This window comes from Xenorhabdus sp. IM139775 (assembly GCF_028598745.1).
Lineage (GTDB): Bacteria > Pseudomonadota > Gammaproteobacteria > Enterobacterales > Enterobacteriaceae > Xenorhabdus.
The window spans coordinates 1-15377 of the sequence record NZ_JAQRFK010000025.1 but is presented as its reverse complement, the minus strand read 5'-3'; the positions used below and the strand labels follow the sequence as shown (position 1 = coordinate 15377).

15 protein-coding genes are annotated in these 15377 nt (G+C 46.4%); 3 read left to right on the top strand and 12 right to left on the bottom strand.

Annotated features, from left to right (window positions below; translation table 11 throughout):
- Window positions 1–11: 11 nt before the first annotated feature.
- From ispF to cysG, 7 genes are all read right to left on the bottom strand, one after another.
- Window positions 12–485 carry a 2-C-methyl-D-erythritol 2,4-cyclodiphosphate synthase gene (ispF, locus tag PSI17_RS07660; protein WP_273551411.1) on the bottom strand — a complete coding sequence of 158 codons (474 nt, stop codon included), beginning with the start codon at window positions 483–485 and terminating at the stop codon, window positions 12–14.
- On the bottom strand, window positions 482–1360 hold the full coding sequence (gene ispD, locus PSI17_RS07655; RefSeq protein WP_273551410.1) for a 2-C-methyl-D-erythritol 4-phosphate cytidylyltransferase: 879 nt from the start codon (window positions 1358–1360) through the stop codon (window positions 482–484). The genes ispF and ispD overlap by 4 nt, the downstream gene beginning before the upstream one ends.
- Before the next feature lie 32 nt (window positions 1361–1392).
- Window positions 1393–1686, bottom strand: coding sequence for a cell division protein FtsB (ftsB, locus tag PSI17_RS07650; protein WP_273551409.1), 294 nt, complete (start codon window positions 1684–1686; stop codon window positions 1393–1395).
- Between the two features lie 255 nt (window positions 1687–1941).
- Window positions 1942–2541 (bottom strand): adenylyl-sulfate kinase, encoded by a 600-nt coding sequence (gene cysC, locus PSI17_RS07645; protein ID WP_273551408.1) that lies wholly within the window; start codon window positions 2539–2541, stop codon window positions 1942–1944.
- Window positions 2542–3984 (bottom strand): sulfate adenylyltransferase subunit CysN, encoded by a 1443-nt coding sequence (cysN, locus tag PSI17_RS07640; RefSeq protein ID WP_273551407.1) that lies wholly within the window; start codon window positions 3982–3984, stop codon window positions 2542–2544.
- 11 nt (window positions 3985–3995) lie between these two features.
- Window positions 3996–4904, bottom strand: a complete 909-nt coding sequence (gene cysD / locus PSI17_RS07635) for a sulfate adenylyltransferase subunit CysD (RefSeq protein WP_273551406.1) — start codon at window positions 4902–4904, stop codon at window positions 3996–3998.
- 10 nt (window positions 4905–4914) lie between these two features.
- Complete coding sequence (gene cysG / locus PSI17_RS07630; RefSeq protein ID WP_273551405.1) at window positions 4915–6369, bottom strand: siroheme synthase CysG; 1455 nt, start codon at window positions 6367–6369, stop codon at window positions 4915–4917.
- 135 nt (window positions 6370–6504) lie between these two features.
- Here cysG and PSI17_RS07625 point away from each other — a divergent pair, with 135 nt between their 5' ends.
- The gene (locus PSI17_RS07625) at window positions 6505–6666 is read left to right on the top strand and encodes a hypothetical protein (protein ID WP_273551404.1); all 162 of its coding nucleotides are present in this window, start codon (window positions 6505–6507) and stop codon (window positions 6664–6666) included.
- Between the two features lie 7 nt (window positions 6667–6673).
- Here the strand turns inward: PSI17_RS07625 and PSI17_RS07620 are convergent, their stop codons facing one another.
- The 3 genes from PSI17_RS07620 to cysJ form a co-directional block, all read right to left on the bottom strand.
- Entirely contained in the window at window positions 6674–7408 is a 735-nt protein-coding gene (locus PSI17_RS07620; protein WP_273551403.1) for a phosphoadenylyl-sulfate reductase, read from the bottom strand.
- Window positions 7405–9075: an assimilatory sulfite reductase (NADPH) hemoprotein subunit gene (gene cysI / locus PSI17_RS07615; protein ID WP_273551428.1), complete on the bottom strand. Its 1671-nt coding sequence runs from the start codon at window positions 9073–9075 to the stop codon at window positions 7405–7407. The genes PSI17_RS07620 and cysI overlap by 4 nt, the downstream gene beginning before the upstream one ends.
- Window positions 9076–9176: 101 nt before the next feature.
- Window positions 9177–10982 (bottom strand): NADPH-dependent assimilatory sulfite reductase flavoprotein subunit, encoded by a 1806-nt coding sequence (gene cysJ / locus PSI17_RS07610; protein WP_273551402.1) that lies wholly within the window; start codon window positions 10980–10982, stop codon window positions 9177–9179.
- Between the two features lie 330 nt (window positions 10983–11312).
- On the opposite strand from cysJ, the gene queD reads away from it, so the two are divergent.
- Window positions 11313–11675, top strand: coding sequence for a 6-carboxytetrahydropterin synthase QueD (gene queD, locus PSI17_RS07605; RefSeq protein WP_273551401.1), 363 nt, complete (start codon window positions 11313–11315; stop codon window positions 11673–11675).
- 34 nt (window positions 11676–11709) lie between these two features.
- On the opposite strand, the gene queE is transcribed toward queD, so the two are convergent.
- Window positions 11710–12381, bottom strand: a complete 672-nt coding sequence (queE, locus tag PSI17_RS07600; RefSeq protein WP_273551400.1) for a 7-carboxy-7-deazaguanine synthase QueE — start codon at window positions 12379–12381, stop codon at window positions 11710–11712.
- A 169-nt stretch (window positions 12382–12550) separates the two neighbouring features.
- On the opposite strand from queE, the gene PSI17_RS07595 reads away from it, so the two are divergent.
- Window positions 12551–13936: an amino acid permease gene (locus PSI17_RS07595; RefSeq protein WP_273551399.1), complete on the top strand. Its 1386-nt coding sequence runs from the start codon at window positions 12551–12553 to the stop codon at window positions 13934–13936.
- Window positions 13937–14019: 83 nt separating this feature from the next.
- Here PSI17_RS07595 and PSI17_RS07590 read toward each other — a convergent pair whose 3' ends face one another.
- Window positions 14020–14850, bottom strand: a complete 831-nt coding sequence (locus PSI17_RS07590; protein ID WP_273551427.1) for an endonuclease/exonuclease/phosphatase family protein — start codon at window positions 14848–14850, stop codon at window positions 14020–14022.
- Between the last annotated feature and the right edge of the window lie 527 nt (window positions 14851–15377).

Here is a 15377-nt window from a genome sequence, read left to right as displayed (position 1 = left end):
TCTTTTACCAACTATTCTTTTACCAATAAGGCAACCGCTTCGCAGGCAATACCTTCTTGACGGCCAACAAATCCCAGTTTTTCTGTGGTTGTCGCTTTAACGTTAATATCATCTATGTGGCATTCAAGATCTTCCGCCAGATTAACCCGCATTTGGGGAATATGCGGCAACATTTTCGGTGCCTGTGCCATGATAGTGATATCCAGGTTCCCTATCCGATAGCCCTTCATACGGATACGGCGGTAGGCTTCTTTCAGTAATTCCCGGCTATCTGCGCCTTTAAAAGCAGGATCGGTATCGGGAAACAATTTACCAATATCGCCCAATGCGGCGGCTCCCAGCAGGGCATCTGTGGCAGCGTGCAAGGCAACATCGCCGTCTGAATGGGCAATCAATCCTTGTTCGTAAGGAATGCGGACACCGCCAATGATCAATGGCCCTTCTCCGCCGAATTTATGCACATCAAAACCGTGTCCAATTCTCATAGGGTAGATTCCTTCGCTTTTTGGGATAAGTAAAATTCAGCCAGTGCCAAATCTTCAGGTTGAGTCACTTTGATATTGTCCGCTCGTCCATTGATCAATACGGGATGGTAGCCACAATATTCCAGTGCCGAAGATTCATCGGTCACGCAGGCGTGATCGGCAAGTGCTTTGATCAGGCAATCACGCAATAGCGGCAAAGGGAATAACTGTGGGGTCAACGCGTGCCAAAGCCCGTTGCGATCAACGGTATGAGCAATCAATGTGTGGTTTGTGGATGATCCTGCCACTGATGGCGATACCATGCGTTTCATGGTATCCCTCACCGGTGAGGCCAGAAGCCCGCCGCATACGTCAGGAGAGGCGGCACTGTGATCAATAATCCGCAGCAGGCTATCGAGATCATTCCTGTGCAGACAAGGCCGGGCTGCATCATGCACTAAGACCCAGATTGTCCTGCCTGTCGGCAAACTGGCCAAATAATCCAATCCGGCCAGTACCGAATCAGCCCGCTCTTTACCGCCAATGACGGTTGTAATTCTTGGATCGGAAGCGATGGGCAATTGCTCAAATTGGGTATCAGCAGGATTCAGCGCGAGAATAATGCGTTGTATACGAGGATGCCCAAGCAGTGCCGCCAAGGTGTGTTCAAGAACCGTTTTTCCGGCAACGTTGAGATACTGTTTGGGACACTCTGACTGCATCCGGCTGCCGATACCCGCAGCCGGGATCACGGCAATGATTTCAGCACTATTTTGATCTTTGATACTATTTTGATCTTTAATACTATTTTGATCGTTAACAATATCGTGATCTTCAACAAAAGCATTATCGGCAAGAGAAACATCAACAGAGGAATGAAGTCGTGAATTATTCATTTCGATTATTATTTACTGTTCTGATTTAAAGATTATTGCGCGTTCTGTTTTGAGGTATCAGGCACCATGCGATAGAACGATTCGCCGGGTTTAATCATGCCCAATTCACTGCGAGCACGCTCTTCAATCTCTTCCTGACCGCCCTTAAGATCCTTGATTTCAGCAAACAGTTGGTCGTTACGCGCTTTCAGCTTAAGGTTATCGACCTCTTGTCTGTCAACTTCGGCCTTAACTCTCACATAATCATGAATGCCATTTTTGCCAAGCCACAGCGAATATTGTAACCAACCCAGCAAAACCAGTAATAGTAGCGTTAGTTTGCCCATCTCCCCCCCCCTGAAAAACCCGCTCATCATCCCACAACTAAAAGCATGACGCCACTAGCTCTCACAAAACCATTCGCAAAATCATCCATAAAACCATTTACATATCCCCATAAGGCCAGACAAGAACAGGGTTGCAGGACATGGCTGCGCGACGTGCGCAACATATACAGAAATGCACTGGATTAAATGAGTGTAGAAACACATTATTCCACTAACAAGAATAATGTGTTTCATGATGATTTGTTGGCTTGGTAGTTAAATTAGCAGGATCTCATTGTTTTTCAGGGTAAAAAGCAGCTTTTCAATCGAGGAACCTACCGGCTGTGATCCCTCTAAATAAACGTCCGGCTGTTCGGGCGCTTCATAGGCCGCATCGATTCCAGTGAAATTGTGCAATTCTCCCGCCCGTGCCTTTTTATACAGTCCCTTGGGATCGCGGGCTTCACATACCTCCAGTGGTGTATCAACATACACTTCAATAAAGCGCCCTTCTCCCATTAATTCACGTATTTTTTGCCGTTCTGTTTTATGAGGAGAAATAAATGCCGTCAGTACAACCAGCCCCGCATCCACCATCAATTTTGCGACTTCACCGACCCGCCGGATATTTTCCTGCCGATCGGTTTCAGAAAAACCCAAATCACTGCATAGGCCATGACGGACATTATCGCCATCCAGTAAGTATGTTTTGACTCCCTGTGCAAACAAGGCCTGTTCCAATGCCCCTGCAAGCGTGGATTTTCCTGAGCCGGACAGCCCTGTGAACCAAATCACCCGCGCAGGATGCCCATTTGCCGTTTCCCGCTGTTCCCTGTCCAAGGCATGTGTATGCCAGACGATATTCTTCTGCGCCACTTATTTTCCTCCCAATAGATCACGTACTCCCCAATGCGGGAAATGGCGGCGAACTAATCGGTTAAGTTCCAGCTCAAATTCACTGTATTCTTTCGGCTCTTCGTAAACATCTGCCTGAATTTCACGCACCAATCCCGCGCCTACCGTCACATTGGTCAGGCGATCAATCAGGATAATGCCACCGCTATCCGCATGTTGCGCGTAATTGTCGAGCAATAAAGGTTCATCAAATGAAAATTCCACCCGCCCAATGGCATTGAGGGGTAACTCAACCGCGACTTTCTGGGTCAGATGGTTAATATCCACCTGATATTGAATATTACCGACTTTGCCCCGGCTTTTTTTGCCCGCGACTTTGATATCCAGACTTTGCCCTTGAATCAACGGCTGTTCTGACATCCAGACGACATCAACCACCGCATGGCGAGTGACTCTCATTTGATCGTCTACGGCAATCAACAAATCACCACGGCTGATATCTATTTCATCTTTTAATACGAGGGTGATAGCTTGTCCGGGCACGGCAAAGGTGAGATCGCCGTTAAAAGTGACAATCCTTTCCACGGTAGAAACAACACCAGACGGCATCACTTTTATTTGCTGGCCCTGCCGTAATATCCCTGACGACAGGGTGCCACTGTAGCCACGAAAATCCAGATCAGGACGGTTGACATACTGTACGGGAAAACGCAGGGGCTGTTCCGCCGCTTTGGTTTGTACATCTACGGACTCCAGGATGTCCAGCAAGGTTTCTCCCGTGTGCCACGCCATTTTTTCACTGCGGGTGACGATGTTATCCCCTTCCAATGCCGAAATGGGCACAAAATAGAGGTTCAAATCAATCGGTAATTGGGCTGCGAAATGCAAATAATCTTGTTTGATCTGTTCAAAGATAGCTTGTTGATATTCAATCAAATCCATTTTATTGACGGCCACCACCAAGTGACGAATGCCCAGTAAGGTACTGATAAAACTGTGGCGGCGCGTTTGCTCTTGAACCCCTTTGCGGGCATCGATTAATAAAATGGAGAGATCACTGGTTGAGGCACCGGTCGCCATATTGCGGGTATATTGTTCATGGCCTGGTGTATCCGCAATGATGAATTTACGCTGTTCGGTGGAAAAATAGCGGTAGGCCACATCAATGGTGATGCCTTGTTCCCGTTCAGCCACCAATCCATCAACTAATAAAGCCAGATCGAGTTTTTCGCCCTGAGTCCCGATCCGCTTGCTGTCACTTTGTAAGGTGGCAAGTTGATCTTCATAAATTTGGCGGGTGTCATGCAGCAAACGGCCGATGAGTGTGCTTTTACCATCATCTACGCTGCCGCAGGTTAAAAAGCGCAATAAGCCTTTTTCCTGTTGTGCCCGAAGATAGGCTTCAACGCCGCCTTGTTGTTTGATCTGGCCGGCAATGGTTTCATTATGTGCAAGTGCTGGCATAGCTGGACTCCTTAAAAATAACCCTGACGCTTTTTCAGCTCCATAGAACCGGACTGATCACTATCAATCAGCCGCCCTTGCCGTTCACTCGTGGTTGATATCAACATTTCTTCGATGATTTCCGGCAGTGTTTCTGCTTCTGATTCCACCGCCCCGGTCAGTGGCCAGCAGCCAAGTGTTCTGAAACGCACTTTGCGCTGGCTAATCACTTCCCCTGCTTTCAGGTCGATGCGATCATCATCAACCATAATTAATGCCCCTTCGCGTTGAACAACCGGGCGAGGTTTAGCCAGATAAAGGGGGACGATCTCGATCTGTTCCAGATAGATGTATTGCCAGATATCCAGCTCTGTCCAGTTGGATAAGGGGAAAACGCGGATGCTTTCCCCTTTGTTAATCTGGCCGTTATAGTTGCGCCAAAGTTCGGGACGTTGGTTTTTCGGGTCCCAACGATGGGAACGGTCGCGAAATGAGTAAATTCGTTCTTTGGCGCGCGATTTTTCTTCATCACGCCGCGCTCCGCCAAAGGCTGCATCAAAGCCATATTTATCCAGCGCCTGCTTTAACCCTTCTGTTTTCATGATATCCGTATGTTTTGCACTGCCATGAATAAAAGGATTCATTCCCAGCGCTTCTCCTTGTGGATTACGGTGAACCAGCAATTCAAAGCCATACTTTTCCGCTGTGCGATCACGGAAATCATACATGTCCTGAAATTTCCAGCCGGTATCCACGTGTAATAAAGGAAAAGGCAGTTTTCCCGGATAAAACGCCTTACGTGCCAGATGCAGCATGACAGAGGAGTCTTTGCCGATTGAATAGAGCATGACGGGATTGGCAAATTCAGCCGCCACTTCCCGAATGATATGAATACTTTCAGCTTCAAGTTGCTGTAAGTGTGTCAGTATTTTTTCGTCCATTGAGCACTCCTTATACTAAATCAATCACAGCAGGGCGATTTGTCTGACCAGCCGCATCTCTTTGTTCAATGAATTGCTTTTGATCAGCGGACTGCTGTTCAAACCATGCTATCTGATGGTGGAGTTGGGCCACCTCTCCGACGACCAGCAAGGCGGGTGATGGGGCTTCTTGCGCCAATCGCTCCAATTCGGATAAGGTTCCGGTCAATACTTGCTGCTCTGGGCGTGTGCCACAACCAATCACGGCCACGGGCGTATTGCGATCCCGGCCATGTGAAATCAGCTTCTGGCTGATCAAGGCGGCTTTCACAATCCCCATGTAAATGGCTAATGTTTGGTTGCCCCGAGCCAATACCGGCCAATCCAATTCGGTGCCATTTTCACGGCAATGCCCTGTAATAAAGGTGACGCTTTGCGCGTGTTCCCTGTGGGTCAGTGGGATACCGGCATAAGCGGAAGCGCCTATCGCCGCGGTAATACCGGGCACGACTTGAAAAGGTATCCCCGCTGCTGCCGCAATCTGCAATTCCTCGCCCCCACGACCAAAAATAAAGGGATCGCCACCTTTCAGGCGAACAATTTTTTTCCCCTGATCCGCGAGCTTGATGATAAGTTTATGAATGTCTTCCTGCGCCACCGAGTGATCACCCGCCCTTTTCCCAACGCAGATTTTGTCTGCATCACGGCGAACTAATTCCAACACGCCTGCGCTCACCAAATGGTCATAAAGGACGACATCAGCTTGCTGGATCACCTGTAAACCTTTTATGGTCAATAACCCCGGATCACCGGGCCCCGCCCCTACCAGCGCGAGTTCTCCCTGAGGGTGAGAAGCATCGTGGGCCAATTGCTGCTCAAGTTGCTTCTCGGCTTGCTGCAATTGCCCATTGGCGACCAGTGTGGCAAAACGCCCATTGAACGCTTTTTCCCAAAAATGACGCCGCTGACGTAAGGAAGTAAAATGCTGTTTCACTCGTTCACGCCAACGCCCGGCGATATTTGCCATTGCGCCAAGGCTGAATGGGAGTAAAGATTCCAGCTTTTCCCGCAATAACCGGGTTAAGACCGGCGATTTTCCGGCCGATGAGATCGCCACGATAACCGGGGAGCGATCAATAATTGAGGGGAAAATAGCTGAACAGAGGGATTGATTATCCACGACATTGGTCAAGATGGCGCGCTGATTGGCTTCGGCAAAAATATGTTGATTCAGGTTGTGATCGTCCGTCGCGGCAATGACTAAAAATATGCCGTCAAGATATTCGGTTTTAAATGTTCCCTGTAACCACTCAAATTCACCTTTTTGCTGGCGTTGTTGTAATTCTACATGCAGTTCAGGCGCAACTACCGTTAGCGCGGCACCAGTACGAAGTAATAGATCTGCTTTGCGGGAAGCGATTTCTCCGCCCCCCACCAGCAATACGGATCGGGCTTTAAGCTCAATAAATAAAGGTAAATAATCCACAATACTGTCCTGTACTATCCTGTGTCAGAGCCTGTTTCATGATCTACCCTATGAATTTCAGGTTACGAAGGGTATAGCTCTTAATTATTATGATGACTAAAGGATGAATATATGAGGCTGTGATCAGGTTATGAAATGACAAAAAGTAATTATTTGTTCCTGAATCGCATAAGCTTATTTTTTTCGGCGGTAACCAAGCCCGTTCAGCAACATATCCAGTACAGAAACCAGCACAGAAAAAAGCAGCGCTGCGTGCTGCAAGAAGCGCTGCCTGATAAAAATGGTTGTGATCTGTGATATTAATTTAACTTTCGTGCAAACCGCACTCACGTTTCAGACCAAAAAAACGGGTCTGTTCTTCACTCATGCCGGGTTCCCATTTTTGCGTGGTATGAGTATCTCCCACGGAAAGGTAACCCTGTTCCCATAATGGATGGTATTCAAGCCCCTGCTTTGTCAGGTATTGATGTACCTGCCGATTGTCCCAATCAATAATAGGCAGGATTTTAAAAACGCCCCGTTGAATGGCCAGCACCGGTAAGTGAGTTCGGCTTTCTGATTGCTGACGACGCAAGCCCGCGAACCAACTTTGCGCTTGCAGCGTCTTGAATGCACGGTTCATCGGCTCAACTTTGTTGATTTGATTATAACGCTCAATCCCTGCTATTCCCTGTTCCCATAATTTTCCATAACGTGATTCTTGCCAGGCCGGAGAGTGCTCTGCACGAAAAATCTTCAAGTTCAGGTTGAGTTTTTCAGTCAATTTATCAATAAATTGATAAGTTTCAGGAAATAAATATCCCGTATCGGTCAGTACCACGGGAATATACGGATACTCCCGTGTCACAAGGTGCAAGCAAACCTCCGCCTGAATGCCAAAACTGGAAGAAAGCACAAATTCGCCGGGGAGATGTTCCAATGCCCACCTCACACGTTTATGGGCATCCAGCGCTTCCAGTCGTTGATTGATTTCGGCCAATGACGCAATTTGCTGCTCTGGTGTCAGTGCTGCCAGTTCCGGTAAATTCAGTTGGCTCATACCGCCTCCTGCCAATCGTAAAAATCAACGGCTGAATTCAATACTGGCTTGATGATGTCAGCGCGAATTAGAAAATCACCGAAACATTCATCAGCATGACGTTCCGCTGCCCAACGACCGATTAATTCATCCAGTATCTCAAGGATTTCCGTTGAGGTGATATTTTCCCTGTACATCCGGGGAATTCGGGAGCCAATGCGATTTCCACCAAGATACAGGTTGTAACGATCAAGCGCTTTACCCACCAATCCAATTTCTGCCAGCATCGCCCTGCCACATCCGTTGGGGCAACCTGTCACACGCAGAATAATCTCTTCATCTCCAATACCATGCTTTGCCATTAACGCATCAACATGGTCAACAAAAGCCGGCAGGAAACGTTCTGCTTCAGCCATCGCCAATGGACAGGTCGGAAATGAAACGCACGCCATAGCGTGGTGGCGCAACGTCGTCACGCTCTCATCAATTAAGCCATGAGTAAGGGCAATGTCTTCAATCCGCGATTTTTCACTCTCAGGTATCCCTGCCACAATCAGGTTTTGGTTGGCTGTCAGACGAAAATCGCCTTGATGGATTTTCGCAATTTCTGCGATCCCGGTTTTTAATGGCTTGTTGGGATAATCCAGCAAACGGCCATTTTCAATAAATAAGGTCAGGTGCCATTGGTCATCAATGCCCTTTAACCAACCAATCTGGTCGCCCCGCCCCGTGAACACATACGGGCGAATGGCGGAAAATTTCACACCAGCCCGTTTTTCAACTTCCTGTTTGAAGGTTTCGATACCCACGCGTTCAAGGGTATATTTGGTTTTCGCATTCTTACGATCAGTTCGGTTACCCCAATCACGCTGGGTTGTCACTATCGCCTCCGCGATTGCCAGTGTGTGTTCCAGTGCAATAAAACCAAATTCACTTGCTAGTCGTGGAAAGGTTTTTTTGTCACCGTGGGTCATGGCTAATCCCCCACCCACCAACACGTTAAAGCCGATTAACTGATCATTTTCTGCAACGGCGACAAAATTCATATCGTTGGCATGCAGATCCACATCATTTTGTGGCGGAATAACGACCGATGTTTTGAATTTACGTGGCAGGTAAGTGGCACCAAGAATCGGCTCTTCATCGGTGGTGGCGACTTTTTCTTTATCCAACCAGATTTCAGCATAGGCGCTGGTGCGGGGCAGCAAGTGTTCCGATATCTTTTTCGCCCACTCATAAGCCTGTTGGTGTAAAGCCGATTGCACCGGATTGGAGGTACACAGCACATTACGATTGACGTCATTGGCGGTCGCCAGTGAATCCAATCCCATCTGTGCCAATAATTGGTGCGCCGGCTTGAGGTTATTTTTTAAGATCCCATGAAACTGGAATGTCTGTCGGTTAGTTAATCGAATACTGCCATACAACGTATTTTCTGTTGCAAACCGATCAATGCCCAGCCACTGGTTTGGGGTAATAATCCCTCCCGGCAGGCGACAACGCAGCATCATGGCGTGACGCGGTTCGAGTTTTTGTTCTGCACGCTCCGCCCGAATATCACGGTCATCTTGCTGATACATGCCATGAAAGCGGATAAGAAGGAAATTATCGCCCTCAAATCCGCCTGTCAGCCCATTTTTTAAATCTTCGCTGATCGTTCCGCGCAGATAATTGCTGTCTGACTTCATGCGCTCACTGTCTGCAAGTTTGCCTTCAACGATCTTACCTTCAGCAATCTTACCTTCAACGATCAACGGATCTGGTTTCTCTTTGCTCACATTGCTCATAATTAGTAAACATCTCTCTGATAACGGCGCCCAAGGCGCAATTCACCCAAGAATTCATCAGCCTGTTCAGCATCCATGCCACCCTGTTGTGAAATGATGTCCAACAGGGCTTGTTCTACGTCTTTTGCCATGCGATTTGCATCGCCACAAACATACAGATGCGTACCATCCTGAATCCAGCGCCAGACTTCTTCTCCCTGTTCACGCAGTTTGTCTTGTACATAGATTTTATGCTGCTGATCCCTTGACCATGCCAGATCAATGCGGCTCAATAAGCCATCTTTCACATGACGCTGGAATTCCACCTGATAAAGAAAATCTTCCATAAAATGTGGGTTACCAAAAAACAGCCAGTTTTTGCCTTTCTCCCCCTGACTGTCCCGGTGTTGCAAAAATGCCCTGAACGGTGCAATACCTGTGCCGGGCCCAATCATGATGACGGGAGCATCAGGATCAGTCGGTAAACGGAAATTGTCGTTAGGCTCGATAAACACGCGGATGTTGTCATCTGCCTGCAAGCGATCGGCCAGATAACCTGACGCACCGCCTGTACGGGCACGCCCTTCAATGTCATAGCGGACGACGCCCACGGTAACGTGAACTTCGTTTTCCACTTCAGATTGTGAAGAGGAGATGGAATAGAACCGCGGGGTCAGTGGGCGCAATAAATCAATAAATTGTTGGGCTTCTGGATGTGAAGCCACCGCCCTGACCATATCAACAAGCGGTGTTGTCCGGGCGTATTGCTGCAATGCGGGTTTGTTAGCGACTAACGCCAACAGTTTTTCATCCTTCGCCAAGGCGGCATATTTTTCAACAATCACGCCGGTATTTTGGGTCAACTCGACATGACTTATCAGCGCCTCACGCAATGGGAGTGACTTTCCATGCACATTCACCTGTTCTGAGCCATCCAACCAAAGCAGGGTCATTAATTCATCCACTAAAGCCGGATCATTTTCAAACCAGACGCCAAGGGCATCTCCAGGCTGATAGCGCGCGCCTGACTCACCCAAATCAATTTCAATATGGCGAACATCTTTGTCCGATCCACGCCCCGTTATTTTTTGGTTAGTCAGCAGAGAACCGGTCAACGGTGTTTCTTTGGTATAGATTTGTTTGTCATGTGCCGGAGTGATAAGTGAAGTGGCCGATTTTGCCTGTGCGGGTTTCGCCTGTACAGACAAGCGTTGCGTCAAAATAGCCGTAATTTGCTGACGCCATTGATCCGCTTGTTCTTGGTATTCAACATCCGCATCAACACGATCCAGCAGACGCTGCGCGCCAAGCTCATGCAGACGACGGTCAACATCTTTCCCTGCCTGACAAAAGTTTTCATACGACGTATCCCCAAGACCAAATACGGCATATACCGTCTCTTTCATTGACGGTGCTTTTTTGGAATAGAGATATTTATAGAGTGCGATGGCTTCTTCGGCAGGCTCACCTTCACCTTGTGTCGAAGCAATAATAATCAATATTCGCTCTTGGGAAATTTGCTTAAATTTATAGTCACCTGCATTAATCAAGTTGACATTGAGATCCTCTGCCAAGAGGGAATCTCTCAGTTGTTCTGCTAAACGACGGGCATTGCCTGTTTGCGATGCAGAAAGCAAAGTCACGGTTTCCTGAACGGAAACGGCTGAGGTTTCTGTCTCAGTTTGTGACGGGTGATTCACCATTCCCCAAAAATAACCAGACAGCCAAGCTAATTGATGGGGTGAATAATCGCTAATGGCAGATTGCAAGCGTGATAATTGTTCTGGAGAAACGGGTAGTAATGCGGTTGAAGGTGGTTTTGCGGTCATTGTCCCAGTGCCCTTTGCTATATAGCCAGAATCCATGCTGTCGTTGCATGTTGTCGTTATCAACGATGTCGTTATAGGCGGTATAGTTATAAATAGTTATAAACAATGTAGAAATCATAAACATGGATTAGGCGTCAGGTTATCCCAAAATAGGAGCCATATTTAAAGAAAGGATCGTAATATCTCATAACCAAAACGCCTAATTTTATTTACAGATTTAATATATCGGTAAAGTCGTTAAGCATCGTGCTTTTTATCTCCAGAAAAATCACGTTAAGAGCGTAAAGTTCAGGTAGAATAGCCGACCTTTTGACATCAGGGGAAAGCACAATGAGTACAACCATCTTTAAAGATTTTCAATTCGAAGCAGCACATTACCTTCCAAACGTACCTAAAGGGCACAAATGTGGGCGTCTGCATGGGCATTCATTTATGGTACGTCTGGAAATCACCGGGGAAGTCGATCCCCTCAGTGGCTGGCTCATGGATTTTGCCGATGTAAAAGCGGTCTTTAAACCAATTTGGGAACAGCTCGATCACCACTATCTCAATGAAGTTACGGGGCTTGAAAATCCAACCAGTGAGGTCTTGGCCAAATGGATCTGGGAACAGTTAAAACCGACGTTGCCTCAACTCAGTGCTGTTATGGTCAAAGAAACCTGTAGCGCCGGTTGTATTTATCGAGGCAAGTAAAGATTCAGCACCAGAGGCTGGTGCTGAATGAAATTCAAGCGATATTTAAGTACTTATGGGTTTGCATCGAAAAACGCCAATTACGGGCAATACACGTTTCGATGCACAGGCGGGTTGCATCTTCTTTCTGACTGATCGGCTGTAAGGCAATAACCGGAGCAGGATTTCCATCAAGCATAGTCAATAATTCATCCAATGCTTCAATATCGCGCTGCCGCCCAACCGGATGCTTGATTTCATTGGCACGTTTCATCGCTTCAGGCAAGACCTGATATCCTCCACGCATTTTCACTTTCGGAGAAACTGTCACCCAAGTGTTGTCAGAACACTGAATCACATGTGTGCCACTTGTCTCTATCTGACATTGATAACCGGCACTTTCCAGTGTTTCAGTCAAAGGGCGCAAGTCATATAGGCACGGTTCTCCACCGGTAATGACAATATGTTTCGCACTGTAACCTTGACGAGTGAATATACTGAGTAGTTGCCTTGCACTCGCCACTCCCCACAAATCACTGTCTTGTGATTTCAGTAAGATATTTTCCATCGGCTGCTGTTTATCAGCCTCTTTTTCCCACGTGTGTTTGGTATCGCACCAGCTACACCCTACCGGACATCCTTGTAGTCGGATGAAAACCGCAGGTACGCCGGTAAACACGCCTTCTCCCTGTAAAGTCTGAAAAATTTCATTTATTGGGTAAATCATAAAAAAACTCTGGTTTTAATAAGCTGCCCGTTATTATTACAGATATCTATCCCGCGAACATCCATCTTTATGGTATGGTACTAGGTTGCTTTTGCTGGCAACTCGCGTCAGACAGGGCATCGTATGCCTAACATACTCTCAGGCATGAAAGGATAGATGGGAATAACGAATGCAAAATAATGAAAATCAGCTTAAACAGGGTCTAAGCGTGCGGCATATTCGCTTCATGGCTTTAGGCTCTGCAATAGGCACGGGGCTGTTTTATGGCTCGGCAGCAGCGATACAGCAAGCTGGCCCCGCTGTATTACTGGCCTATTTAATCGGCGGTGCCGCCGTATTTATCGTGATGAGAGCACTGGGCGAAATGGCTGTCCACCATCCCGTTTCTGGTTCTTTTTCACAATATGCCAGCCATTATCTGGGGCCTTTGGCCGGTTTTTTAACTGGCTGGATCTATGTTCTTGAAATGTTGTTTGTTTGTCTGGCTGATATTACCGCATTCGGCACCTATATGAAGCTCTGGTTCCCCCATGTTGATCAGTGGATTTGGGTTCTGGGGATTGTGTGTTTTATCGGTGCCTTGAATCTGTGTCACGTCAAGATCTTTGGTGAAATGGAATTTTGGCTTTCGATCATTAAAGTCACGGCCATCATTGCCATGATTGTCGGTGGCCTTGCCATTATGCTTTACGGGTTCGGGCAAACAACAGAGCATGCAACTGGCTTGTCCAATTTATGGGAGCATGGCGGCTTTATGCCAAATGGTATCAGTGGCGTCATCGCTTCATTCGCCATTGTTATGTTTGCCTTTGGTGGCATTGAAGTCATTGGCATCACGGCCAGTGAAGCGAAAAATCCAGAAAAAACAATTCCTAAAGCCATTAATGCTGTTCCATTTCGCATCTTAATCTTTTATGTTTTGACGCTGTGTATCCTGATGAGCATCTATCCGTGGAATCAAATTGGTCAGGATGGAAGCCCATTCGTCCAGATTTTTTCCCATTTAGGAATTAATGCCGCCGCGAATATTCTGAATGTGGTTGTGATTACTGCGGCTATTTCTGCTATCAATAGCGATATATTTGGCGCAGGCAGGATGATGTATGGTATGGCCCAAGAAAGACAAGCGCCCAAAGCATTCAAGAAACTGACTCGTAATGGTGTGCCATGGATGACGGTTCTTGTCATGACGACGGTTCTGTTGTTCGGCGTGGTTCTAAATTACCTCATTCCTGAAGAGATTTTCATTCTTATCGCTTCTGTTGCTACATTTGCAACCGTATGGGTTTGGCTGATGATTTTAGTCTCACATGTTGCCATGCGCCGCCAAATGAGTGCAGAAGAAACCAAGACATTGAAATTTCCAATTCCAATGTGGCCAATTGCCCCCGCCATCACGATCGTCTTCATGGTCAGCGTCATCGTTTTGTTGGGCTATTTTGAGCAAACAAGAGATGCGCTATATGTTGGTATAGGTTGGGTAGTTGTGCTAACGCTGGCCTATTTCTTCGGCGTAAAGAAGCAACTATCAACAAAACGCGCCTTCAATCAGTAAGCTAATCAATCCTGTTTCAAAAAGCGTCGGTCTTCCCCGACGCTTTTTTATTTGTTCCCAGTTATCATTGCGCAAAGAAGTCGTTACAAAGAGAAATTCACTATCAGCGGGTTATGATCAGAAGCACCGGTCATGACAACAGTTGCACGCGAAACGTTTAATTCACGATAAAACACAAAATCCAACGGTTTGCCAAAAACAATCGTTCTATGGTCATCATTAAAATACACCTCTTTCAATTGCATACGGCGGGCAAAGCGCTCTAATATTTTTAACCTCTGCCGACTCCAGGCATTAAAATCACCGGCAAAAATGACCGGGCCATGATGTAAGCTGATATGGATACCAATGTTATTTAATTGTCGCTTATAGCCATCGACACCAAGACTAAAGTTAATGGCATGCACGTTTATCACCATCAACTGACGTTCATCGGGTAATGGATAAATCGTAATTAATGATGATTTAGCCAGCCTGAATATCGGCTCTTTCTCACGAAGCGGGCAACAATAAACGGGTGAAGAGTATGCCAGTGTCATCACGCCTGATGGATGTTGGGGAATAGCAAATGCCGGAACCTGATCCGCGACTAATCCGCTGACCGTAATAAATTTCAATAAATCAGGGGTCGTTTGTGCCTCTTGCAGCAAGACAAGATCACTCCCCTCAATTAAAGAAGCCAAAACATGTTGCCATGACGGGCGCTGCTGTTTGTAGATATTCCAGATGGCGACAGAAAGCTCTCGATTGTTGGCAAGAAGCGGTTCTCCATGTGGTAACAGTGCATCTTCAAGTAATCGCTTAGAGGTGGGGAAAATTCGTTCCACAGGCTGCCCAGCGACATATCTCATGGCATAATTCTTTTGAGCGTGATCTTTTTTCGCCCAACTTTTTCTTAAATAACGACTCCTGATCAAGTTTCCCCCTGCTTACCTAAACACCGTTACTTCTACTAATATGACACCTTGATAAATGATTTCAATCTCTAACGCTTAAAAAGGCAGCATTATTGCGTAACAATATGTTAACAAAACAATATACTGGCAAAATAATCATTCATTAAACTTTAGAATGAGTAGAAAGATTTATTTAATATTAAAAATAACATTAATACATTTGATAAGTATCAATAAATATCATTCTTAAGACATAAATCATTCCACGGCGCAATACATAGACTCCTAATAACCAACCCCCCCTTTCAAACTGATGAAGGGTGATGATGGCCTGATTAATTAGACGTCTTTTTCATAAAATAAATTAATTTATAAAATTTGTTATTAAAATGTAGGTAAGCCCAATTATCGGCTAAATGAAAGTTTCAGGTTTATTATCTGCCAAGAACCAAAGAAAGAAACGAATTTAAAATAGGTGATAAGGATGAGCAATAAGCTATGGATTGGATAATAAACAGAAAAAACCCCTGAGAGATATCTCTCAG

Excerpts from the sequence above, each read along its gene's own strand:
- ispF (WP_273551411.1), bottom strand. The coding sequence starts at position 485 with ATGAGAATTGGACACGGTTTTGATGTGCATAAATTCGGCGGAGAAGGG.
- ispD (WP_273551410.1), bottom strand. The coding sequence starts at position 1,360 with ATGAATAATTCACGACTTCATTCCTCTGTTGATGTTTCTCTTGCCGAT.
- ftsB (WP_273551409.1), bottom strand. The coding sequence starts at position 1,686 with ATGGGCAAACTAACGCTACTATTACTGGTTTTGCTGGGTTGGTTACAA.
- cysN (WP_273551407.1), bottom strand. The coding sequence starts at position 3,984 with ATGCCAGCACTTGCACATAATGAAACCATTGCCGGCCAGATCAAACAA.
- cysD (WP_273551406.1), bottom strand. The coding sequence starts at position 4,904 with ATGGACGAAAAAATACTGACACACTTACAGCAACTTGAAGCTGAAAGT.
- PSI17_RS07625 (WP_273551404.1), top strand. The coding sequence starts at position 6,505 with ATGACAAAAAGTAATTATTTGTTCCTGAATCGCATAAGCTTATTTTTT.
- PSI17_RS07620 (WP_273551403.1), bottom strand. The coding sequence starts at position 7,408 with ATGAGCCAACTGAATTTACCGGAACTGGCAGCACTGACACCAGAGCAG.
- cysI (WP_273551428.1), bottom strand. The coding sequence starts at position 9,075 with ATGAAGTCAGACAGCAATTATCTGCGCGGAACGATCAGCGAAGATTTA.
- cysJ (WP_273551402.1), bottom strand. The coding sequence starts at position 10,982 with ATGACCGCAAAACCACCTTCAACCGCATTACTACCCGTTTCTCCAGAA.
- queD (WP_273551401.1), top strand. The coding sequence starts at position 11,313 with ATGAGTACAACCATCTTTAAAGATTTTCAATTCGAAGCAGCACATTAC.
- queE (WP_273551400.1), bottom strand. The coding sequence starts at position 12,381 with ATGATTTACCCAATAAATGAAATTTTTCAGACTTTACAGGGAGAAGGC.
- PSI17_RS07595 (WP_273551399.1), top strand. The coding sequence starts at position 12,551 with ATGCAAAATAATGAAAATCAGCTTAAACAGGGTCTAAGCGTGCGGCAT.